This is a genomic window from Streptomyces zhihengii, from assembly GCF_016919245.1.
Taxonomy (GTDB): domain Bacteria; phylum Actinomycetota; class Actinomycetes; order Streptomycetales; family Streptomycetaceae; genus Streptomyces; species Streptomyces zhihengii.
In genome coordinates this window covers 1383554-1405578 of sequence record NZ_JAFEJA010000002.1, presented here as the reverse complement: position 1 = coordinate 1405578, position 22025 = coordinate 1383554, and the positions used below count along the sequence as shown (strand labels likewise).

15 protein-coding genes are annotated in these 22025 nt (G+C 74.9%); 5 read left to right on the top strand and 10 right to left on the bottom strand.

What is annotated here, in order from left to right:
* Positions 1 to 4: 4 nt before the first annotated feature.
* The gene (locus JE024_RS33595; RefSeq protein WP_205377650.1) at positions 5 to 2098 is read right to left on the bottom strand and encodes an NACHT domain-containing protein; all 2094 of its coding nucleotides are present in this window, start codon (positions 2096 to 2098) and stop codon (positions 5 to 7) included.
* 226 nt (positions 2099 to 2324) lie between these two features.
* Here JE024_RS33595 and JE024_RS33590 point away from each other — a divergent pair, with 226 nt between their 5' ends.
* The 3 genes from JE024_RS33590 (at position 2325) to JE024_RS33580 (ending at position 6157) form a co-directional block, all read left to right on the top strand.
* Complete coding sequence (locus JE024_RS33590) at positions 2325 to 3011, top strand: GntR family transcriptional regulator (protein ID WP_244883349.1); 687 nt, start codon at positions 2325 to 2327, stop codon at positions 3009 to 3011.
* A 211-nt stretch (positions 3012 to 3222) separates the two neighbouring features.
* The gene (locus JE024_RS33585) at positions 3223 to 4500 is read left to right on the top strand and encodes an amidohydrolase family protein (protein ID WP_205377648.1); all 1278 of its coding nucleotides are present in this window, start codon (positions 3223 to 3225) and stop codon (positions 4498 to 4500) included.
* Between the two features lie 349 nt (positions 4501 to 4849).
* Complete coding sequence (locus JE024_RS33580) at positions 4850 to 6157, top strand: amidohydrolase (protein ID WP_205377647.1); 1308 nt, start codon at positions 4850 to 4852, stop codon at positions 6155 to 6157.
* A gap of 290 nt (positions 6158 to 6447) precedes the next feature.
* Here JE024_RS33580 and JE024_RS33575 read toward each other — a convergent pair whose 3' ends face one another.
* Complete coding sequence (locus JE024_RS33575) at positions 6448 to 9039, bottom strand: SpoIIE family protein phosphatase (RefSeq protein ID WP_372449896.1); 2592 nt, start codon at positions 9037 to 9039, stop codon at positions 6448 to 6450.
* Complete coding sequence (locus JE024_RS33570) at positions 9036 to 13349, bottom strand: HAMP domain-containing protein (RefSeq protein ID WP_205377646.1); 4314 nt, start codon at positions 13347 to 13349, stop codon at positions 9036 to 9038. Before JE024_RS33570 ends, JE024_RS33575 begins: the two co-directional genes overlap by 4 nt.
* Positions 13350 to 13631: 282 nt before the next feature.
* On the opposite strand from JE024_RS33570, the gene JE024_RS33565 reads away from it, so the two are divergent.
* Complete coding sequence (locus JE024_RS33565; protein ID WP_205377645.1) at positions 13632 to 14141, top strand: DinB family protein; 510 nt, start codon at positions 13632 to 13634, stop codon at positions 14139 to 14141.
* 6 nt (positions 14142 to 14147) lie between these two features.
* Here the strand turns inward: JE024_RS33565 and JE024_RS33560 are convergent, their stop codons facing one another.
* Together JE024_RS33560 and JE024_RS33555 are read right to left on the bottom strand one after the other, a co-directional pair.
* Entirely contained in the window at positions 14148 to 15731 is a 1584-nt protein-coding gene (locus tag JE024_RS33560; protein WP_205378494.1) for a molybdopterin-dependent oxidoreductase, read from the bottom strand.
* Between the two features lie 169 nt (positions 15732 to 15900).
* Complete coding sequence (locus tag JE024_RS33555) at positions 15901 to 16467, bottom strand: NADPH-dependent FMN reductase (protein ID WP_205377644.1); 567 nt, start codon at positions 16465 to 16467, stop codon at positions 15901 to 15903.
* Positions 16468 to 16601: 134 nt separating this feature from the next.
* Between JE024_RS33555 and JE024_RS33550 the strand changes: the two genes are divergently transcribed.
* Positions 16602 to 17249, top strand: a complete 648-nt coding sequence (locus JE024_RS33550) for a TetR/AcrR family transcriptional regulator (protein ID WP_205377643.1) — start codon at positions 16602 to 16604, stop codon at positions 17247 to 17249.
* 80 nt (positions 17250 to 17329) lie between these two features.
* Here the strand turns inward: JE024_RS33550 and JE024_RS33545 are convergent, their stop codons facing one another.
* From JE024_RS33545 to metX, 5 genes are all read right to left on the bottom strand, one after another.
* Positions 17330 to 17695, bottom strand: a complete 366-nt coding sequence (locus JE024_RS33545) for an SH3 domain-containing protein (protein WP_244883348.1) — start codon at positions 17693 to 17695, stop codon at positions 17330 to 17332.
* Positions 17696 to 17845: 150 nt separating this feature from the next.
* Complete coding sequence (locus JE024_RS33540; RefSeq protein ID WP_205377642.1) at positions 17846 to 18871, bottom strand: ArsR/SmtB family transcription factor; 1026 nt, start codon at positions 18869 to 18871, stop codon at positions 17846 to 17848.
* Between the two features lie 109 nt (positions 18872 to 18980).
* Positions 18981 to 19805, bottom strand: a complete 825-nt coding sequence (locus JE024_RS33535; protein ID WP_205377641.1) for a DUF1684 domain-containing protein — start codon at positions 19803 to 19805, stop codon at positions 18981 to 18983.
* A 78-nt stretch (positions 19806 to 19883) separates the two neighbouring features.
* Positions 19884 to 20807, bottom strand: coding sequence for an LLM class F420-dependent oxidoreductase (locus tag JE024_RS33530; RefSeq protein WP_205377640.1), 924 nt, complete (start codon positions 20805 to 20807; stop codon positions 19884 to 19886).
* Entirely contained in the window at positions 20804 to 22021 is a 1218-nt protein-coding gene (gene metX / locus JE024_RS33525) for a homoserine O-acetyltransferase MetX (protein WP_205378492.1), read from the bottom strand. Before metX ends, JE024_RS33530 begins: the two co-directional genes overlap by 4 nt.
* Between the last annotated feature and the right edge of the window lie 4 nt (positions 22022 to 22025).

The window sequence follows — 22025 nt, the reverse complement described above, 5'->3', positions numbered from 1 at the left end:
CGGGTCAGGGACCGGCGGGCGGTGTGACCACCGGGTCCGGGTGCGCGGCGAGCCAGTGCTGGAGCTCCGCGTGCCGGAACTGGTACGCGGGGCCGGAGTAGCGCATCAGCCCGGTGGAGCAGGCCCAGTCGAGGAACCGGCCCAGCCGGAACGGCAGCCGTCCGAGGGAGCACAGCAGGAACACCAGATAGCGGCGGGCCGCGCTGCACCCCGAGGCCTGGCCCGCCGCGACCGCCGTGGCCGTCCCGACGACGAGCCCCGTGACCGGCTCCAGCAGCAGGGCGGTCGCGGCACCGACGCCGAGACCGCCGAACAGCCCGGTGGACACGGCGTAGAGCAGCCCGTACACGGTGTCGTCGCGGAGCGCGACCGGCGGGCTCACCGCTGTCGGCGGGGCGCCGCGCAGTCCGGCCGCCAGGCTGAAGCGGAAGCCCGCGCCGAGTCCGGCCGCCCAGCTCACGACGGTCCCGGCGGCGAGCGCGGCCGAGGGCCGTCCGGCGGCGGCGAGCGCCGTACCGGTGCCGGTCCCGGCGGCGACGCCGACGACGGTGGCGAGGACGGGATTGACCGCGAGCCCCGCCACGAACGGCTTCCGCAGTCCGGGGATGCGGCGCTTCTGCCAGTCCACCCGGCTGGGGCTGAGCGCGAGCGCGGCGGCCAGGCCGGACGCACCGGCGAGGGCGAGCACGGCGGCGGCCGCCTCGCCCGGCCGGGGTGTCAGCCAGGCGGCCGGCAGCACGGCGGCGGTCAGACAGAAGGTGAGCAGGGCGTCCGCCGCCCGTACGGTACGGCGGCCGGCGAGCGGCCAGAGTCCGTGCACGGTGATGTCGGTCGTCGGGTAGGCCGCCGCCCCCGTCCCCGTCAGATGGCCGGTGAGGTGGTGCAGCCAGCGGTGGACCTGCTGCGGCCGGTAGCGGGGCGGCGAGGCGTCGCCGTCCGCCGGCCCGGTGGCCGCCGGGATGTAGCGGGCCAGCAGGTGCCGGTCGAGCGCGCCGGGATCGTGGAGCGCGAGCAGGTCCCCCGGGTCTCCGTGGTACCGGTAGACGGTGGCGGTCAGCCCGAGCCGCCAGGGCGTCGACAGGGCCCGTGCGTGGACGCCGTCGGGGTCGGCTGACAGATGGTCCAGCAGGGGCTGCCAGCGGTCGCGGTCGTGGCATCGGTCGCGCAGGTAGGTGAGCGCGGCGGCGGACTCCACCGGCGCGACGACCGCCAGCGCGGAGTCGATCAGGGGCTCGTGCGCGAGGAGCGACTCGTAGTGCGCGATCCGGCTGGTGAGGACCAGCGGGCCCGCGTCCAGGCCGGACTGATGGGCGTTCAGGTGCCGCAGGGCCGCCCGCGCCCGGGGGGCCCGGGGATCGGGCGAACCGTCGGCGCGCGGCGGGTCCATCTCGTCCAGTCCGTCGAGGACCGGCAGGACCATCCCGTGGGCCACCAGCCTCTCGGCCATCTGCCGGGGCCAGTCCAGCGCCTGCACGAGGTGGTCCACGAGCAGTCCGGACAGGTTGTGCGAGGTGTCCCACTGCGCCATGGGGATGCGCACCGGCACCGGGTCCCCCTCGGAGCGGCCGGAGGCCAGGGCGAGGACGAGCTCCAGCGCCAGGACCGTCTTGCCGGAGCCCGGCGCGCCGGCGATGACCAGGCGTCGGGGCCGGACGGCCCGGAAGTACTCGGCGATGTCATGGTCGGGCCCGGGGCTGTCGGCGTCGCGGAAGGTCCGGCCCGACGGCGGGGCGAGGGCCGGGCGCCCCGGCACCTCGCGCAGCGCGTAGCGCAGGTCGATGCGCCGGACGTCGCCGCCGAGGAGCTGGTGCCGCAGCTTGCTCTCGTTCTCCCCGACCTGGGCGGCCAGCGTCGCCGCCCACTGCCGCACCAGGTCGGCGTCGGTGCCCTGCCAGGGGCGGCGCAGTGCCGCGACCGCGGCCACCAGGCCCGCCGCCGCGAGCGGGAGGCCGAGCACCGCGGCGGTGTCCGCCGGATCGATGCCGCCGCGCGCCAGTTGTGTCACCGCGTACGCGGCGCAGCTCAGCAGCAGCGCCGCGACGCACACGGCCGCGACACGCCGCCGGTCCCGTTCCCGCCGTCCCCCGAATCCCGCCATGGCCCACTCCCTACCCGCCGTGGGCCCCGAACTCCCCTGCCGGGGCGGCGGATGTCCCGCGCGGCCCGGGGGCCGCGCCCCGGGCGGGCAGGGCCCGGGGCGTCCGCCGGCCCGCCCCCGGACACCGCCCGCTCGGCGGCTCCGCGCCCGTCCCGTGCCGCCCGCTCGCCTGCCCGCTCGCTCGCCGTATCCTCGCCGGGGACACGGCGAGCGGAGGACGGTGCAGGTGGCAGGCAGCGGACCGGAGGGGACCCCGGCGCCGGGGGCGGGCGGGCGGACCTCGCTGAGCGCGCGGGCGCGCGAGGCGGTGCGGCAGCGGATCGTGGACCGCCGGTATCCCATGGGCTCCCGCCTGGTGGAGCGGGAGATCGCCGAGGAACTGAGCATGTCCCGGGTCCCCGTCCGGGAGGCCCTGCGGGCTCTCGTCGCGGAAGGGCTGCTGGAACTGCTGCCGCACAGCGGGGTACGGGTGCGGCGGCTGGAGCGCGAGGATGTGCGCCACCTGTACGAGGTGTGGGAACCGCTCGCGGTGCAGGCGTCGCGCCTCGCCGCCCGGCGGGTCGCGCGGGCTGAGGAGGAGCCGGACGGTCTCGCCGCCCTGGCCGCGCTGCTGGAGCGCGCCGAACAGGCGGCCGCGGCGGACGAGGACGAGCGCGAGGTGGCCGCGCACACCGCGTTCCACGAGCAGATCGTGTCCCTGGGCGGCAATCCGCTCCTCGCCCGGACCATGGAGCAGCTGAGCTGGCAGCTCCAGTTGCTCTTCGGGCTGCACGAGGAGCCGGACCACATGCGGTCGCAGCACGCGGAGATGTTCCGGCACATCGCGGCGGGCGACGAGGAGGCGGCGGCGGCCAGCACCCTGCTCCATGTCCGCGACAGCCGCACGGTCGCGCTGCGGTCCCTCTTCGGATAGCCCCCGCGGGCGGACCGCTTCCTGGGGACATCACCCCGCTCGGCGGATTTTGTATACCGAATAGCGAGAGGCCTTCGAACGACCTTCGCACCACCTCCCCATATCCCCGCATCGAGCCGCTGGATCTTGTCGCCACCTGAGCCTTGGTATACAAACGGTCGGACAGGCCTTCCGGGCCGCCCCCCTGGCCACCGCTTTCCGAGGAGCCCTCATGTGCGTCGAGCCGATCCCTCCGCCCGCCCCCTCGCTCACCCGCCGGGGCGTGCTCGCCACGGCCGCGGCCCTCGCCGGCACGGCGGCCGTGCTCGCGTCCGCCGACCGCGCCACGGCCGCCCCGCGCCACGGGGAGGGCGCGGCGGACACCGGCGACCTGGTCGTCGAGGGCGGCACCCTGCTCGACCCGGCGACGGGCGAGGTCACCGAGGACGCGGTCGTCGTCGTGCGCGACGGTGTCGTGCGGGCGGCCGGCCCGCGCTCCCGGGTGCGGATCCCGGACGGCCTCCCGCGCCTCGACGCCCACGGCCACTGGGTCCTGCCGGGACTGATCGACGCGCACATCCATCTCTCCACCACCGCCGAGGCGCGTTCGGCCGTGCGCGCCGGCGCGACCAGCGCGCGCAGCGGCTCCACCTCGTACTACCAGGACGTGGCCGTGCGGGAGCTGGCCCGCCGGGCCCCGGAGCTCGCGCCGCGCCTGCGCGCGGCGGGCGTCTTCGTCTCCCCCGACCTCGGGGACACGGTGCTCGCGGATCCCGACCTCACCCCGCTGGCCCGGCTGCGCGACGGCGTGCGGTCCCCCGAGGCGCTGCGCCGGGTGGTCGCGGTCAACCTGCGGCGGGGCGCGGACGTGATCAAGACGCGCGTCAACGAACGGGCCGGGCTCCCCGAGCAGGACCCGCTGACGCAGGTCTACTCCCACGCGCAGCTCAGCGAGGTGGTGGCCGCGGCCCGCAAGGGCGGTCGGGGGGTGCTGTGCCACAGCTACAGCGAGAAGGGCTGCCACGACGCGGTGACGGCGGGCATCGCCTCCCTGGAGCACGGGGTGTTCGTCGGGGAGCGCACGCTGCGGGAGATGAACCGCCGGGGCACGTACTTCACGCCGACGCTCACCGCGATCGCGGGGCTGGCCCAGTCGTCGGACCCGGTGCTGGCGGAGCGCGGGCGCACCTACCTCCCGGTGCTGGAGCGCGCGGTGCTCGCCGCCCATGAGCTGGGTGTGCCGCTCGCCGCCGGAACGGACTCCTCCGGCGGCACGGTCGACCCGATCGGCCGGGAGATCGTGCTGATGCGCGGGGCCGGGCTGCCGGCCCTCGACGCCATCCGCACCGCCACGACCGGCGCGGCCCGGCTGCTCGGTCTGACCGGCACCGCGGGCCGGCTCACGCCGGGACACGCGGGCGACATGGTCCTCGTGGCGGGCGACCCGCTCGCCGACGTCTCGGTCCTCACGGCCCCGGCACGCATCGTCCGCGCGGGCATCCCCGTCTGACCGCCCGGCGGGGCGCTCGGCCTCCGGCACACACCGTCCGCCCGGGGCAGACGGCCTCCGGTGCCCCGGGGCCTCGGCCGACCGGCCCCCTGGGCGCTCGGCGCGGCCGGCCCCGAGACCGTCCCGCCCCCGGTGCCCCCGCCCACCTGCCACCCACCGTCCGGCGCAGCCCTCGGCCGCACCACGCCTCCCCCTCCCGCGCACGGACCGCGGCCGCGCCGCCTCCGGCGCGCGCCGTCCCGCCGGGAGGCACCGCGTGAGCGGCCCCCGCCGGGACCGCGGCGGCCCGCACTTCCCCACCGCCCCGCCCGCGCGGGGCGTCCCCACCCCCACCCAGCAAGGAGTTCCCATGGTTCCCCCTCCCCTCTCCCGGCGCGGAGTCCTGGCCGGGGCCGCGTCCCTGGCGGGCACCGGTGCGGCGTTCGCCGGGGCGGCGACGCCCGCTGCCGCGGACGCGCGGACGGACGGACGGCGGCCCGGGCGTGCCGTCGTCTTCCGGGACGTCCGGCCGTTCGGCACCGGCGACCCGGTCGATCTGACCGTCGTCGACGGCCGGTTCAGCGACCGTCCCGCGCCGAAGGGCGCCCGGATCGTGGAGGGCGGCGGCCGGATCGCGCTGCCCTCGCTGGTGGACGCCCACATCCATCCGGACAAGACCTCCTGGGGCGGCGACTGGGTGTCCCGCGCGCCCGCCTCGGGCATCGCCGAGTACTGCGAGCAGGACGTCGAGCTGTTCCGGTCCCAGCGGCGTCCGGTCGGCGAGCGGGCCTACGGGCTGATGGCGCACGCCGTCACCCGCGGCACCCGGGCCATGCGGGCGCACGCCGACGTCGCCCCGGCCTACGGGCTCGCGGGCCTCGAAGGGGTCGCCGAGGCGAGGGAGCGGCTGGCGCACGCGCTGGACGTCCAGGTGGTGGCCTTCCCGCAGCACGGTGTCGTCCGCACGCCCGGGACGGCGCGGCTGCTGGAGGACGCGGCGCGCGGCGGGCTCGTGGACCAGATCGGCGGCATCGACCCGATCAGCTTCGACGACGCGCTCGACGAGCAGCTCGACCTGGTGTTCCGTCTCGCCGACCGGTACGGCGTGGGCGTCGACATCCACCTGCACGACCGGGACGAGAAGGGCACCCGGGTGCTGCGCGGCATCGTCGAGCGCACCAGGGCGCTGTCCCTCCAGGGCCGGGTGACCGTCAGCCATGTGTTCTGCCTGCCGTACCTCCCGGAGCGGGAACTCGACACCATGGCCGCGGATCTGGGGGCGCTGGACATCGCGCTGACGACGGTGGCGCCCAGCGAGTCGCTGGTCCTGCCGATCGCCCGGCTGCGCGAGCACGGTGTACGGGTGGGGCTGGGGTCCGACGGGGTCCGCGACTCCTGGAGCCCGTTCGGCAACGCCGACATGCTGCACCGCGCCCACATCCTGGGCTGGGTCACGGACGTCCGCCTCGATGCGGAGCTGACGGACTGCTACAGGGTGGGTTCGGACGGCGGCGCCGATGTGCTGGGCCTGGACCGGGTCGGTTTCGCGGCGGGCGACCCGGCGGACTTCGTGCTGGTCCGCGGCGAGTGCACCCCGCAGGTCGTGGTGGACATGCCCCGGCGGGACATGGTCGTCCACGGCGGTGAAGTCGTCGCCCGCAACGGCGAGCTGGTCTGAGACCGCGTCCGGGGCTGCGGGCCGGTCGGCCCGCAGCCCCGGACGCCGGGTCAGCGGCCCGGGAGGCCGCGCGGGGCGGGTCCATGACCGGCCGCCCGCCCGCGCACGGCGGGGGCGATGGTCGCCCGCCCGCGCGCCAGGTCCGTGGCGGTGACACGAGCACCGGGTCCATGGCCGCCGGCACGAGCGGCTGTGCAGGGAGCAACTCGTGCTCCCCGCACACCACTTGTATCACCGGTGGGAGGGCCGGAGCACCGCGTTCCCGGCCGTGCGGGACGCGGCGTCCGGCGTCAGGACACCCGGATGCCGATCAGACAGGTGTCGTCGTCGGTGTCCGACCTGCTGTGCGTCAGCAGACTGTCGAGTCGGCGTTCCAGCGACGCGGCGGGTTGCTGTGCCGTCGCGAGCAGGTGCTGGAGGGACTCCTGCACCGCCGTGTCCCGGCGCTCCACCAGGCCGTCGGTGTACATCATCAGGGTGTCGCCCGGCGTCAGCCGCACCTCGCCCTCGGCGTACTCCGCCTCCGCGACCGCCCCCAGCAGCATCCCGCCGAGGAGCGGCAGCGTGGTGGCCTCTTCCCCGCGGACCAGGACCGGGGGCAGATGGCCCGCCCTGGCCCAGCGCAGCACACGCTCCTGCGGGTCGTACACCCCGCAGACCGCGGTGGCCGTCACCTGCTTGGTGAGATGGTGGGCCACGATGTTCAGCCAGGACAGCAGCTGCCCGGGCCCCGCGCCCGTGACGGCGAGGCCGCGCATCGCGTTCCGCAGCACGACCATGCCGGTGGCCGCCTCGATGCCGTGCCCCGCGATGTCGCCGACGCACAGCAGGATCTTCTTCGACGGCAGGGTGACGGCGTCGTACCAGTCACCGCCGACCAGCGAGTCCGACTCCGCGGGCCGGTAGCGGACGGCGACCTCCAGACCCGGCACGTCGTAGGGGTCCCGGCTGGGCGGCATGATGGCGTGCTGGAGCTGGAGCGCGAGCCGGTTGCGTTCGGCCGACTCCTGCTCGGTGTGGGCGAGCTGGTCGCGGGTGGCTGCCAGCGCCACCTCGGTCCAGTGCTGCGAGGAGATGTCCTGGTACGCCCCGCGCACCGCGAGGAGCCGGTCGCCCGCGTCGAGCACCGGCTCGGCGATGACCCTGATGTGCCGGGTGACACCGTCGGGCCGCTGGAGCCGGAACGCGGTCGACGTGGCACGGCGGTGGTGCAGCACGGCCTGCAGGAACCGGCCGATGGCGACGGCGTCGTCCTGGTGGGCGTGCGCGGCGAGGTCCTGGAGCGAGACCGGGCCGTCGGCCGTGCCCCGCCCGTACAGCGTGAAGAGCTGCCCGTTCCAGGTGATCTCGCCCGAGATCACGTTCTCCTCGAAACCGCCGATGTTGCCCAGGCGCTGGGCGTGCTGGAGCAGGCTGGCCAGCCGGGCCGTCTCGTCCTCGATGCGCCAGATGAACAGCACGCTCCCGCCGTGGCGGCTGACACTGAGGTCCGCCACCGTGGACAGCGGCACCTGGCCCACGAGGGCCGTGAGCGTCATGCGCTGGGCGCGGAACGGCTCGCCCGTCGCGTAGACCCGTTCGATCTTCTCGAAGAGGCCGTCGTCGCCCGCCGCGAGCGGGTACGCCTCCAGCAGCAGCGCGCCGTCGACGGCGCTGCGGGGACGGCCCGCCGGGTCCTGGAAGCGGCCGTTGGAGTGGCGGATGCGGAAGTCCGCGAGGTGGCCGTCCGGGCCGATCAGGGGCGTCAGGACGAGGGCCGGGTCGTACAGGCCGTCCGCCAGGTCGACGAGTTCCGACACCTCGGCCGGCCCGGGCCGGCCTGCCTCGGACGGTGCGCCCCCGGGCGGATTCTCCAGGGTGTGGGCGCAGAGTTCGGCGAGGGCCTCGATCTGGCGTGCCACGGCCGCCGGCTGCGGGGCCAGCGGTTCGGGCCAGCAGATCTCCAGCACCCCGTGGATCCGGCCGCCCGCGCCGGCGGGCACGGCGACGCGGCCGCCCCGGGGGTGCTGCGCGCGCCCGATGCTGGGCGCGGGGGAGCTCGCCGGCGAGTCGATCCACACGGCACGCCGCTCGCTGAGCGCGTGCCGTGCGATGGTCGCGACGCCGGGCGGGACGTAGCGCCAGCGTTCGGCCTCCTCCGGGCCGAACCCGGCGTGCCCCCGCAGGGTGAAGGAGGTGTCGGCAGCGGCGGCCCACACGGCGACGGCCGTCGCCCCCAGCGGGGCGAGCGCGTGCTGCAGCAGCGACTCGGCCACCGTCTGGGTGTCACCGGCCGCCAGCGCCGCGCTCTCGGCCGTCCGCAGCCGCACCGCGACGGAGACGTCGTCGGCGGCCCGGCGGCCGTCCTCGGCCTCCTGCTCCCCGGTGCCCTCGACCGTGCGCCGGACGAAGTCGCCCGCGGCCTCGGCGACATGGTCGCGGGCCGCCTGGTTGATGATGTCCGCGGCCAGTTCGATGGGGGACAGGCCCGCCTGCTCGGCCAGTTCGGCCAGTTGCAGGGCGGCCTGCGCCGGGCCGCAGCCGAGCCGCTCCACCATGATGCCCTTGGCCATCTCGATCAGGGCCCGGCCCTCGGCCGCCGCGTGGGCGGCCTCCACCTCACCCCGCAGCCGATCCACCATCGCGGCCAGCCGCCCGACCGAGGCCGCGCCCGCCGGGCTCGCCCCGTCCCGGTCTCCCGGCGCCCGGTGCGCAGGGTCCGTGATCAGCGGCGACGCGACGCCCACCACATCGGACCGCCCGCCCGGCAGGCCCCCGGAACCGACCTGCGACGGTACGTCCGGGACACCGCCCGTTCCTGCCGCGGCCGGGACGCCGCCGCCCCGCCCTTCCTCCGCCGGTGACGCGCCCGCGGTGCCGTCCGAGCCGGCGACGGACGTCACGCGACGGGCCCGTTCACGTGCCGGGTGCTCAGCCAGCGGCGCACACAGGCGATGAGGTCGTCGGCGTCCACCGGCTTGGTGACGTAGTCGCTGGCGCCGGACGCCAGCGACTTCTCCCGGTCGCCCGGCATCGCCTTCGCGGTGACGGCGACGATGGGCAGGCCCGCGTGCTCGGGCATCCGGCGGATCTCCGCCGTCGCCGCGTAGCCGTCCATCTCCGGCATCATCACGTCCATCAGGATCAGGTCGATCTCCGGATGGCGGGCGAGGGCCTCGATCCCCTGGCGCCCGTGCTCCGCGTGCAGGACATGGATGCCGTGCAGCTCCAGGATGCCGCTGATGGCGAAGAGGTTGCGGGCGTCGTCGTCCACGACGAGCACGGTGTGCCCGTGCAGGCTGTCGTCCGGTGTCTGCGGGGTCCGGGTGGCCGTGTCCTCCCCGCGGACCAGGGGCACCACGTCGCCGGGCTGCTCGGCCGACAGGTGGAGCGCGATGCGTTCCCGCAGTTCGTCCAGGCTGGAGTGCACTTCCAGCGGTCTGTGGTCGGCCCGGTTCTGCAGCATCCGCTCGGCACCGGGGTCGAGCCGCCGGTTGTTGTGCGCGAGCACGGGCACCGTGCGCAGCGCCGGGTCGCCGTCCAGCGCGTCCAGGAAGTCCAGGGCGTCGCTGGTCGTCAGATCGAGTTCGAGGACCACGCAGTGGACCGGATCGGCGGCGAGCGCGCTCGCCGCCTCCTGCGGCCCGAGGACCGGGACAAGCTGGATGTCGGAGCCCGCGTGCCCGCCGTCGAGTTCCGCCAGGGCGCTCTCGGCGACCAGGGTCAGCAGCCCGTGCCGGCGGCTCTCGCAGACCAGCAGCCGCCGGGGCTTGGGCGTCTGGGCCTCGACGGCCGCCGGGCGGCGCGTCTCGGCGGGCACGGCCGCCTGCCCCGCGCCGTGCGGGGTGTGGGTCTCCCGCCCGCCGTCGGCGTGGTGGTGGTAGTCCTCCCGCGCCACCGGCAGGTACAGGGTGAACGTGCTCCCCACCCCCGGCGCGCTCTCGGCGGTCAGCGCGCCGCCGAGCAGGTGGGCGATCTCCCGGCTAATGGACAGGCCGAGGCCGGTGCCGCCGTACTTGCGGCTGGTGGTCCCGTCGGCCTGCTGGAACGCCCCGAAGATGGCCTCCAGGTGCTGCTCGGGAATCCCGATCCCGGTGTCCCGGACGCGGAAGGCCACGACGGGCCCGCCGCGCAGGACCTGGGTCGGCACCTCGCCGTCGGGGGCGGGCTCGATCCGCAGTTCCACACCGCCGCGCTCGGTGAACTTCACCGCGTTGGAGATCAGGTTGCGCAGCACCTGCCGCAGCCGGGAGTCGTCCGTGAGCACGTCGACCGGCACGCCGGCCGCCGTGGTGATGGTGAAGTCGAGGCTGCGCTGGGTGGTCATGGGCCGGAAGGTGGCCTCGACGTAGTCCAGGAGCTGGCGCACCGGCACCCGCTCCGGATTGACGTCCATCTTCCCCGCCTCGACCTTCGACAGGTCGAGGATGTCGTTGATCAGCTGCAGCAGGTCGGAGCCGGCCGAGTGGATGATGCCCGCGTACTCGACCTGCTTGGCGGTCAGATTGCGGGTCGGGTTCTGGGCGAGCAGCTGCGCCAGGATGAGCAGGCTGTTGAGCGGGGTGCGCAGCTCGTGGCTCATGTTGGCGAGGAACTCGGACTTGTACTTGGACGCCAGCGACAACTGCTGGGCGCGGTCCTCCAGTTCCTGGCGCGCCTGCTCGATCTCGAGGTTCTTCCCCTCGATGTCGCTGTTCTGCGCCGCCAGCAGCGCGGCCTTCTCCTCCAGTTCGGCGTTGGAGCGCTGGAGTTCCTCCTGCTGCACCTGGAGTTCCTCGGAGCGCGCCTGGAGTTCGCCGGCCAGCCGCTGGGACTCGCCGAGCAGTTCGTCGGTGCGGGCGTTGGCGACGATGGTGTTCACGTTGACGCCCACGGTCTCCATGAGCTGTTCGAGGAAGTCCCGGTGCACGGTGGTGAACGCCGTGAAGGAGGCCAGCTCGATCACGCCGAGGACCTGGTCGTCGACGACGATCGGCAGCACGATCAGGCCCCCGGGCGCCGTGCTGCCGAGCCCGGACGAGATGGCGACGTAGCCGCCGGGCACGTTGTCGGAGAGGATGACCCGCCGGCTGCGGGCCGCCTGGCCGACCAGCGACTCGCCCAGCAGGAAGCTCCCCGCCGCCTCGTGGCCGGCCGGCCGCCCGTACGACCCGACGAGCCGCAGCTCCAGACCGGAGCCGGACTCCTCGGCGAGGTAGAAGGCGCCGTACTGCGCCGACACCAGCGGCGTCAGCTCGTCCATCACGAGTTCCGCGACGACGGCCAGGTCCCGGTGGCCCTGCATCAGGCCGGAGACGAGGGCGAGGCTGGACTTCAGCCAGTCCTGCTCCTGGTTGGCCCGGGTGGTCTCCCGCAGGGAGCCGACCATCGCGTTGATGTTGTCCTTCAGTTCGGCGACCTCGCCGGAGGCGTCGACGTTGATGGACCGGGTGAGGTCGCCCTCGGCGACCGCGCTGGCGACCTCGGCGATGGCCCGCACCTGGCGGGTGAGGTTGCCGGCCAGCTCGTTGACGTTCTCGGTGAGGCGCTTCCAGGTGCCGGAGACGCCCTCGACCTCGGCCTGGCCGCCGAGCCGCCCCTCGCTGCCGACCTCGCGGGCCACGCGGGTGACCTCGGCGGCGAACGAGGAGAGCTGGTCGACCATGGTGTTGATGGTCGTCTTCAGCTCCAGGATCTCGCCGCGGGCGTCCACGTCGATCTTCTTGGACAGGTCTCCGTTGGCGACCGCCGTGGTGACCAGGGCGATGTTGCGCACCTGCCCGGTCAGGTTGTTCGCCATGGAGTTGACGTTGTCGGTCAGGTCCTTCCAGGTGCCGGCGACGTTCGCCACCCGCGCCTGGCCGCCGAGCTGGCCCTCGGTGCCGACCTCGCGGGCGACGCGGGTGACCTCGTCGGCGAAGGCGGAGAGGGTGTCGACCATCGTGTTGATCACACCCGCGAGCGCGGCCACCTCGCCCTTCGCCTCGACGGTGATCTTCTGCGAGAGGTCGCCCCGGGCCACCGCCGTGGCCACCTGCGCGATCGAGCGCACCTGGCCGGTCAGGTTGGACGCCATGACGTTGACGTTGTCGGTGAGGCCCTTCCAGGTGCCCGAAGCGCCCCGCACCGTCGCCTGCCCGCCGAGGTTGCCCTCGGTGCCGACTTCCCGGGCCACCCGGGTGACTTCGTCGGCGAAGGCGGAGAGCTGGTCGACCATCGTGTTGATGGTCTCCTTGAGTTCGAGGATCTCGCCGCGGGCGGTGACGGTGATCTTCTGGGACAGGTCGCCCTGTGCCACCGCCGTGGCGACCTGGGCGATGGAACGCACCTGGGCGGTGAGATTGCCGGCCATGGAGTTGACGGAGTCGGTGAGGTCGCGCCAGGTGCCGGAGACGCCCTTGACGTCCGCCTGCCCGCCGAGAATGCCCTCCGTGCCGACCTCGCGGGCCATCCGGGTGACTTCGTCGGCGAAGGCGGAGAGCTGGTCGACCATCGTGTTGATGGTCTCCTTGAGTTCGAGGATCTCGCCGCGTGCGGTGACGGTGATCTTCTGGGACAGGTCGCCCTGTGCCACCGCCGTCGTCACCTGCGCGATGTTGCGCACCTGGGCGGTGAGATTGCCGGCCATGGAGTTGACGGAGTCGGTGAGGTCGCGCCAGGTGCCGGAGACGCCCTTGACGTCCGCCTGCCCGCCGAGGTTGCCCTCGGTGCCGACTTCCCGGGCGACCCGGGTGACTTCGTCGGCGAAGGCGGAGAGCTGGTCGACCATCGTGTTGATGGTCTTCTTCAGTTCGAGGATCTCGCCGCGGGCGTCCACGTCGATCTTCTGCGACAGGTCGCCCCGGGCGACCGCGGTGGCGACCTGCGCGATGTCGCGGACCTGGGTGGTGAGGTTGCCGGCCATCGCGTTGACCGAGTCCGTCAGGTCGGCCCAGGTGCCGGAGACGCCGGGGACCTCGGCCTGTCCGCCGAGCGTCCCCTCGGTGCCGACCTCCCGCGCCACCCGGGTGACCTCGGAGGTGAACAGCGACAACTGGTCGACCATGCCGTTGAACACGGTGGCGATCTCGCCCAGCAGACCGTCCGCGTCGTCCGGCAGCCGGGTGCCGAAGTCACCGTCGCGCACCGCCGTCAGCCCCGCCAGGAGCTGCCGCAGCTCCGGTTCCCCGACCTTGCCCGTGCCGCGCGCACGCGTGCGCGCGGCCGGCCGCTCGCCTTCGACCGTCTCCGTCATGTTCGTCCCTGTTCAGCGCTCGGCGGACGCCCGGACGTGCCGGGCCCCGTCACGGCCCTGACTGGGCCGCCCCCCTTGCGTCGTGCGCCAATGATCATTGCCGCACGGCAAATGCGCCGCAGGTTATCCCGCCGCCGGGCGCCGCGTCCACGCGGCGCTTCGTTCCGCGGACACGGCGCTTCGCCCGGTGTCGACCGGTTCATCTTCCTCGTCGCGCCGAGGTCCGCCGGTGCGGCGGAAAACAGCTCGGGCCGCATGGCCGGGCTCCGTAGAGTGGCCGCCATGGTCACCCATCCGTCCGTGGAGCCCGGCGTCCTCGGCGCCCCGCTCCGCCGTCAGTTCGACGCCTTCCTCGACGAGCACCGGGCCGCCCTGCACGACAGCCTGAACGGCCTGACCGAGGAGCAGGCGCGCCGGTCCCTGGTCTCCTCCCGGACCACGCTGCTGGGCCTCCTCAAGCACGCCGTCTTCGTGGAGAAGGTCTGGTTCGACGAGGCGATCACCTGCCGCCCGCGCGAGGAGATCGGGATCCCCGCCACCCCGGACGAGTCGTTCGTCCTCGACGACGGCGACACGATCGCCTCGGTGCAGCGGGCCCACCGGCAGGCGTGCGAGGAGTCCCGCCGGGCCGTGGCCGCGCTGGGTCCGGACGACGTGGTGCACGGCAACCGCCGCGGCCCGCTGCCGCTGCGCTGGGTCTATCTGCACACCCTGCGCGAGCTGGCCCAGCACTGCGGGCACGCCGACATCCTGCGCGAGCAGATCCTCGACAGCGCGGAACGCCCGGGCTGACGAGCCCTATTCGACGGTGACGACGACCGAGTGCCATCCGCTCGCCCCGTCGGGGATCGTCCGGGTGCGCCGGTCGGTCTGGGTCGCGCCGGTGCCGTCGGTGGCCCGGACGGTGAGCGTGTGGCTGCCGGGCGTCGCCTTCCAGGGCCAGGACCACTGGCGCCAGGTGTCCGCGGTGTGCTCGGCTGCGAGGTCGGCGCGGCGCCAGGGCCCGTCGTCGACCCGCACCTCGACCGCCTCGATGCCGCGGTGCTGCGCCCAGGCGACGCCGGCGACCATCACGGTGCCCGCCCCGGGCCGGGCGAAGGGCTTGGGGGTGTCGATCCGGGACTGGGTCTTGACCGGCGCCTCGCGCGCCCAGTCGCGCTTCACCCAGTAGGCGTCGTAGGCGTCGAAGGTGGTGAGCTCGATGTCCTCGATCCACTTGCAGGCGGAGACGTATCCGTAGAGCCCGGGCACGACCATGCGCACGGGGAAGCCGTGGTCGAACGGCAGGGGTTCGCCGTTCATGCCGACCGCGAGGAGCGCGTCGCGGCCGTCCATGACGTCGTCGACGGGTGTGCCGATGGTCATGCCGTCGACCGAGCGCGACACGAGCTGGTCGGCGGGGCCGCCCCGGGACGGCGGCCGGACGCCCGCCTCGCGCAGCAGACCGGCGAGGGGGACGCCGATCCAGCGGGCGTTGCCCACGTAGGGGCCGCCGACCTCGTTGGACACGCAGGTCAGGGTGATGTCCCGTTCGACGAGCGCGCGGCGCAGCAGGTCCTGGAAGGTGAGGGTGAGCGGGGTGCGCACGCCCCGGCCGTGGATGCGCAGCCGCCAGGCGGTGGCGTCGACCTTCGGCACCACGAGGGCGGTGTCGACGCGGTAGAAGTCCTTGTTCGGGGTGACGAAGGGCTGGAGCCCGGGCACCCGCAGGGCCGCGCCCGGGGGCACGGGCGCCGCCTTCGACGCCGGGCGCGGCAGGGTGACGGCGTCGCGGGAGGCGGCGGCGTCGCCGCCCCGGGCACCGGCCGCGACGCGGGCCGCGGTGCCCGCGCCGGCGGAGGCGACGGCCGCGGCGGAGGCGGCGATCAGGAAGCCGCGCCGGTCCCAGGCGCCGCCGTCGGCCCCGTCCGCGCCGGGCGGGGCCGCGGTGAGGCGGCCCGCCAGCACATGGAGCACCGCGGCGCCGGCCAGCGCTCCGGCGACGGAGGGCAGGGCGTCGGTCCAGGAGGAGGAGTCCGGCCGCGACAGGGCCGCCGCCGCACCGACCACCCCGAAGAGGAGCACCCCGGCGGCGGCCGCCCGCCGGTGGCGAAGCGCGGCGAGTCCGAGGCCCACCGCGAGGAGGGCCAGCACCAGCAGGATGCCGAGCTGGAGGACGAGCTTGTCCGCCTCGCCGAACGTGCGGATCGCCCAGTCCTTGACGGGCGCGGGCGTCCGGTCGATCGCGCCGGAGCCGACCGCCACGACCGGGCCCGCCTCCGGGCGGACGGCGACGGCGGCCAGTTCGGCCACCGCCAGGGCGGCGGCCCCGGCGAGCAGGCCGCTGAGACCGGCCAGGGCACGGCGGGCGAGAGGTGCTCGGTTGATCGTCACGCCCGGGATTCGGAACACGGCGGGCGGCGGATTGGTCCGTTCTGCGACCGAGTGATCGAGCGACGGAGCGACGGAGCGACCGAGCGGCCGAGCGGTCAAGCGGCCGGGGCGGCCGGGGCCGGTGTTCGTCCGCCCAGCCGTCCACGGGCCCGTGGTGCGCCCGCCCGCGGTGCGCCGGTCAGGCGGCCTGCGGGGCGGCCTGCGTCACATGGCCGCTGATCCGGTGGATGATCTCGACGAGCTGGTCGGTGACCTCGGTGTCGTCGGCGGGGTGGGTCTCGGCGAAGCGGACCATCGAGTTCGGGATGGTGAGCTGGAGGTCGCCGAGGACGCTGCCGCCGGCGATGCCGGCCGCCTTGCGGGCTTCCTCCTGCGCCCAGGCGCCGCCGTACTGGCCGAACGCTGTGCCCACCACGGCGGTGGGCTTGCCGCTGACGGCGTTGCCGCCGAAGGGGCGGGACAGCCAGTCGATGCCGTTCTTCAGCACGGCCGGCATGGTGCCGTTGTACTCCGGGGTGAACAGCAGCAGCGCGTCGGCACGTCCGGCGGCCTCGCGCAGGCGGACCGCGGAGGCGGGGGCGCTGTCCGTGTCGATGTCCTCGTTGTAGAAGGGGATGTCCCCCAGGCCCTCGTAGAGCTCGACGGTGGTCCCCTCCGGGGCGTGGCGGGCGGCCGCCTCGGCGAGCTGACGGTTGTGCGAGCCGGAGCGCAGGCTGCCGACGAGAGCGAGGATGCGGACGGACATGGCGATCTCCCAAGGGGGCGGAACGGCGACAGGTAATCGGACCGTGGTCCGTTTACAGTTGTACCAGCTAAACGGACCGGGGTCCATTTCCATTCCGCGGTCCTCACCGCACGACGAAGCCCTAGGCTGGAGCCATGCCCACTCCCTCCCCGTTCCCCCTGCCCTCGGGGCCGGACGCGCCGGTTCTCATGGAGCTGACGGGGCCGGACGACACCCCGGCCCTGCGCGCGGACGCGGTGCGCAACCGCGCCCGTCTGCTGGAGGCCGCCTCCCGCTTCGTGGCGGAGCACGGGGTGGACTGCCTCACCATGGAGGCCGTGGCCAAGTCCGCCGGCGTGGGCAAGGGGACGGTCTTCCGGCGCTTCGGCGACCGCACCGGGCTGCTGATGGCCCTGCTCGACCACTCCGAGCAGGCGTTCCAGGCCGGGTTCCTCAGCGGCCCGCCGCCCCTCGGCCCCGGCGCCCCCGCACTGGACCGGCTGCACGCCTTCGGCCGCGCCACCCTCCGGGAGGCGGCGAGCAGGCTGGAGCTCTACCTGGCCGCCCAGCCGGACGGCGCGCGCCGCTACTCCAACCCGCCCTACCAGGTCCGCCTGACCCATCTGACGATGCTCGTCCGCCAGGTGGCGCCGGACGGGGACGCCGAACTGCTGTCCCAGGCGCTGATGGCCTCTCTGGATCCGGCGCTGATCCACCACTGCCTGCGCCGGCGCGCCATGCCGCTGGAACGGCTGGAGGCCGGCTGGTCCGACCTGGTCGACCGCTGCGCCCGGGCGGCGTGACGGCCCCGCCCCGTTCGCGAACGCCGTCGAGGGCACCGGCCTTGCGGCCGGTGCCCTCGACGTGACGCGACGTCGCCCCGCTACGCGGGACAGCGCCGGTCGCTGCCGTTGTCCTCCAGCAGGTCGTCGCGCATCCAGCCCGCGTAGCCGGTGCTGAGGTTGCGGGCGTACGTCCAGGTGTGGTTGTCCTGACCGAGCGTCCAGCAGTGGTAGTTGACGGTGTGCGACAGGTGGGCGAGGCCCCGGCTGCCGCACGCGGTGCTGGAGCCGGTGCGCATGTTCCCCCCGTTCGCCTTCCCCGTGCCCTGCTCGGGGTCGAGGTCGGGCGGCGTGCTTCCGCAGCCGTAGTGCGCGGGGGCGGCCGATGCGGTGCCGGCCAGGGCGAGCGGGCTCACGAACGCGGCTGCCACGGCGAGCGGCAGCAGTCTGGCGGTGAGTGACCTCACGGTCCTCTTCTCCTTCGTCGGTTGGACCCGGTGTGCCGGGGCCCCGGACCGTCCGTGTTCCGTGGGGGCCGCGGCCGGCCGGGACGGGCGCCCCGGCCGACGGCAGCATCCTCAGGCGCGGGCCGGGGCGACAAGCCGTTAAGCCACGCCTTAAAGGCCGGTGCCGCCGTCCCGGGTCCGGCCCGCCGTCGTACCGGTCCTCAGCAGGGCGAGCCCCAGCGGTGTGACCAGGTGCAGCACCGAACCGCCGCGGCGGCGGGTGGTGATGAGCTCCGCGCGGCGGAGCACCGTCGCGTGCTGACTGGCTGCCGCGGGCGAGACACCGAGACGGCGCGCCAGTTCCGTCGTCGTGCAGCCCTGCGCCGTCACCCGCAGCGCCGCGGCCCGGGTGCGGCCGAGCAGCGACTCCAGATGGGGGCCGGGGGAGCCGTCCGGCAGCGCCGGTCCGGCGCCGGTCAGCGGTTCCCGCAGCACCGGCACGGTCAGACGGGGAGGCCGCGAGGCGTCGAGCGGGTCCCAGAGGAAGCTCACCGACGGCGGGGAGAACACCGCGGGCGTGATCACCAGACCGCTGCCCCGCAGACGCACCTCGACCGGCCGGGGATGGGGCGCCTCCAGCACCGGCGGACGCCAGCGGACCAGCGGCGGGCACACCGACCGCAGCAGCAGGTCGGCACCGCCGTCCAGCAGCAGATCCGCGCAGCGCGCGGCGAACGCGGCCAGTTCGGACCGCGCCTGGCGCCAGTAGGGCTCCACCGCCAGCCGGTGGACGGCGCGCACCGCGTCCCCGAGGTCCTTGCGCGCCTCCCGGTCACCCTCCGACACCCGCCGGGCCCACGGGAGATGCGCGGGGTGGAAGTCGATCCCCGCGAACTCCCGCCGCAGCCGCGCCACGGGCACGGACATCAGATGGTCGACGGCATGCTCCAGGGAGCCCGCGTCCCCCATCAGCGCCGGCACGTCGAGCCCCGGTCCGCGCGCCGGGAGCAGGGACGTCAGCGGTCCGGCGTCCGCCCCCACCCGCTCTCGCACCACCGACCGCCACAGCGACAGCAGGGGTATGTCCCGTGGCTCGCGCAGCAGTTCCAGGCTGTGGACGGTCTCGGCCGCCGCACCGATCGTCGGGGCCACATGGGTCCGTGCGAGGTCCTCCGCCGTGAAGTGGATGCGTAACACCGCTCGCCCCCTGCCGCCGTCGCGGATGCCGTGCCGTCCCGTCCCGTCCCGGCCGTCAACACTAGGCCGACGGCGGCCGTTCGGCACGGCGCCGCGGCGGCGCCACCCGTCAGGCGCCGCCGCGTTCGCGGGGGATGCGGTGGCCCGCCTCGATCGCCAGCGGGAGGCGGTTCTCCGCGGGCGGCAGGGGGCAGGTGGCCAGATCCGTGTAGGCGCACGGGAGGTTCGCCGCCCGGTTGAAGTCCAGGACCACGCCGCCGTCGGGGGAGGGGACCCCCACCGTCAGGGCGCGGTTGGCGGCATAGGTGGTCACGCCCGAGGTCGCGTCGGTGAACAGCACCGTCAGTGTGCCCGGGAGGTGCCCGGGGAACGCCGTCAGGGACAACGGCCGCCCCTGGAGCGTGAATTCGATGCGTCCCGGGGCGTCGTAGACGTGCTCCAGACCCTCCACGGAGGCGCCCACGGTGGTCGGCCGGGGCTCCTCGAAGGCGAGGTAGCGGCCCTCGACGACCCAGCCGGGGTCCGGCGCGTAGGCGGGCGTGCCGGCGAAGGCCGTCCGCAGCGGCGCGTCCGGATGCCGCGGCCGGACGATGTCGTTGCCGCCGCGCCGGGCGACCTCGATCACCGCGTCGCCCCACACCGCGTCGACACCGCCGCGCTCGGGCAGCACGCCGAAGCGGTGCTCGCCGCGCACCGGCACCCCGTCCACCACCAGCTCCTCGCCCTCGGCCAGCGTCACGGTGACGCCGTCAGCGCCGGTGCGCCAGGCGCCGGGGGCGTCGTCGAAGCGCTGCGGCCGCTCGTCCAGCCAGTGCAGCGAGGTGATCGCGAGGAAGCCGTGCGGGGCCGCGAGCCGGTCCTCCTGCGCACGGTGCCAGGCGAGCCACTCCTCGGTGAACGCCTGCAGGTCCTTGGCCGTGGCCTGTGCGGTCATGGGTACTCCTCCGTCCGCGAGGCCCGGGGCCCCGCCGTGGTGTGCGGGTGGATGGGGCGGCGGTGCCGCCGCGGGGGTTCAGCCGGCCAGTTCGCCGAGGAGCGCCCAGGTGCGCCGCCGGTCCTCCTCGCCGGCGATCTCCGTTCCGGAGAAGACGACCTCCGTCGCCCCGGCGTCCCGGTAGCGCCGGACCTCCGCCGCGACCGTCTTCTCGTCGCCGATCACGGCCACGTCCGACGCCCGCCGGGCCCCGGAGAGTTCGACGACCCGCGCGTAGGACGGGATCTGCTCGTAGAACGCGAGCTGTTCGGTGGCCTTGCGCCGCACCCGTTCGACGTCGTCCGTGACCACGCCGTGCACCAGGGCCACGACCCGGGGTGCCGGGCGGCCGGCGGCCTCCGCCGCGGCCACCAGGGCCGGGACGATGTGGTCCGCCAGGGCGCGCGGGCCCGCGAGGTAGGGCAGGATGCCGTCCGCCAGTTCACCGCTGACCCGCAGGGCCTGCGGTCCCATCGCGGCGACCAGCAGCGGCACGCCGCCCTCGGCGCCCGGTACGCGTGCCGGGACCGGTGTCACCGCGGTGAGCAGTTCCCCGCGGAAGTCGGCCTCCCCCTCCCGCGTCAACTGCCGCAGGGCCAGCAGGAATTCGCGCAGCCGGGCGATGGGCCGCTCGAAGGGCAGACCGAAGCCGCCCTCGGTGAGCAGCTTGGTGCCCAGTGCGAGGCCGAGGTGGTAGCGGCCGTGGGTGGCGGCCTGGGCGGTCTGCGCCTGGCCGGAGACCACCAGGGGGTGCCGGCCGAAGACCGGGATCGCCGATGTGCCCACCTGGAGCCCGGGCACCGCGCGCCCGACGAGGGCGGCGAGCTGCGGCGAGTCGGCACCGAAGGTCTGCCCGAACCAGGCGGAACGCAGACCGGCCTCCGCGGCCTCACGGGCCAGCAGCACGGAGGCGTCGACCTGGTTGTCCGCGTCGGATGCGTTGAGCGCCACTCCTACTGTCATGTCTGGGAAAACCGCCGTCCGTCGGTACCGCATTCCGGTGGGTGTGTGACAGCTTCTTGTCGGTCATGTGAAGCGGGCGGCGGCAGGAGTTCCCCGACGAGGGCGGCCACCTGCTCCGTCTCGACGAGGAAGCCGTCGTGGCCGTGGGGCGACCCGATCAGCCGGACACCGTCCGCCGTGGGGATGCCCGCCGCCAGCTCCGCCTGCTGCGACGGCGGATAGAGCCGGTCGGAGTCGACCCCGGCGACGAGCGTCCTGGCTCGCACCCGGCCCAGCGCCGCGCGCACACCGCCCCGGCCGCGGCCGACGTCATGGCTGTTCATGGCCTCGGCCAGGGTCACGTAACTGCCCGCGTCGAAGCGGCGCACCAGCGTGGCGGCGTGATGGTCGAGATAGGACTCCACCTGGTACCGCCCGCCCGACCATGGATCCTCCGCGCCCTGTGCCGCACGGCCGAACCGCTCCTGGAGCTCCGGCTCGCTGCGGTAGGTGACGTGGGCGAGGCGCCGGGCGAGGCCGAGACCGGTGTGCGGGCCTCGGCCCGTGCCGTGGTAGTCGCCGCCGCGCCAGTCGGGGTCCGCCCGGATGGCACCCGTCTGCACACCGGCCCAGGCGATCTGCTCGGCGCTCGCTGCGGCCGTCGTCGCGAGCAGCAGCAGCGCCCCGGTGCGCTCCGGCCGGCCGACCGCCCACTCCAGCGCCCGCATGCCGCCCATCGAGCCGCCGACGACCAGGGCCCAGCGGTCGATGCCGAGGGCGTCGGCCAGACCGGCCTCGGCATCGACCTGGTCGCGCTGCGTCAGGAAGGGGAAGGCGCTTCCCCAGGGGCGGCCGTCGGGCCGCGGGGACGACGGCCCGGTGCTGCCCTGGCAGCCGCCGAGCACATTGGGCGCGACGACGAAGTACCGGTCGGTGTCGAGGGCCCGCCCCGGCCCGACGAGCCCGTCCCACCACCCCGCCGTGGGGTGGCCCGGCCCGGCGGGACCGGCGGCATGGCTGTCACCGGTGAGGGCGTGCAGCACCAGCACGGCGTTGGAGCGCCCCGGCGCCGGCCGGCCCCAGGTCTCGAACGCGAGCCGAGCGCCCGGCAGTTCGCCGCCCGCCTCCAGCCGCAGCGGCTCGCCGTGCTCGTACCAGCGGCGCCGCCCGGGCGGGTCCCCCTCCCGCCAGGCACCGGAGGCCGGCGGGAGGGGGACCGGGGAGGGCGCCGGCAGGGTG

Bases quoted from the DNA above. Each gene is read 5' to 3' on its own strand.
- JE024_RS33595 (WP_205377650.1), bottom strand. From the start codon at position 2,098: ATGGCGGGATTCGGGGGACGGCGGGAACGGGACCGGCGGCGTGTCGCG.
- JE024_RS33585 (WP_205377648.1), top strand. From the start codon at position 3,223: ATGTGCGTCGAGCCGATCCCTCCGCCCGCCCCCTCGCTCACCCGCCGG.
- JE024_RS33530 (WP_205377640.1), bottom strand. From the start codon at position 20,807: ATGACAGTAGGAGTGGCGCTCAACGCATCCGACGCGGACAACCAGGTC.
- JE024_RS33555 (WP_205377644.1), bottom strand. From the start codon at position 16,467: ATGTCCGTCCGCATCCTCGCTCTCGTCGGCAGCCTGCGCTCCGGCTCG.
- JE024_RS33550 (WP_205377643.1), top strand. From the start codon at position 16,602: ATGCCCACTCCCTCCCCGTTCCCCCTGCCCTCGGGGCCGGACGCGCCG.
- JE024_RS33580 (WP_205377647.1), top strand. From the start codon at position 4,850: ATGGTTCCCCCTCCCCTCTCCCGGCGCGGAGTCCTGGCCGGGGCCGCG.
- JE024_RS33565 (WP_205377645.1), top strand. From the start codon at position 13,632: ATGGTCACCCATCCGTCCGTGGAGCCCGGCGTCCTCGGCGCCCCGCTC.
- JE024_RS33570 (WP_205377646.1), bottom strand. From the start codon at position 13,349: ATGACGGAGACGGTCGAAGGCGAGCGGCCGGCCGCGCGCACGCGTGCG.
- JE024_RS33535 (WP_205377641.1), bottom strand. From the start codon at position 19,805: ATGACCGCACAGGCCACGGCCAAGGACCTGCAGGCGTTCACCGAGGAG.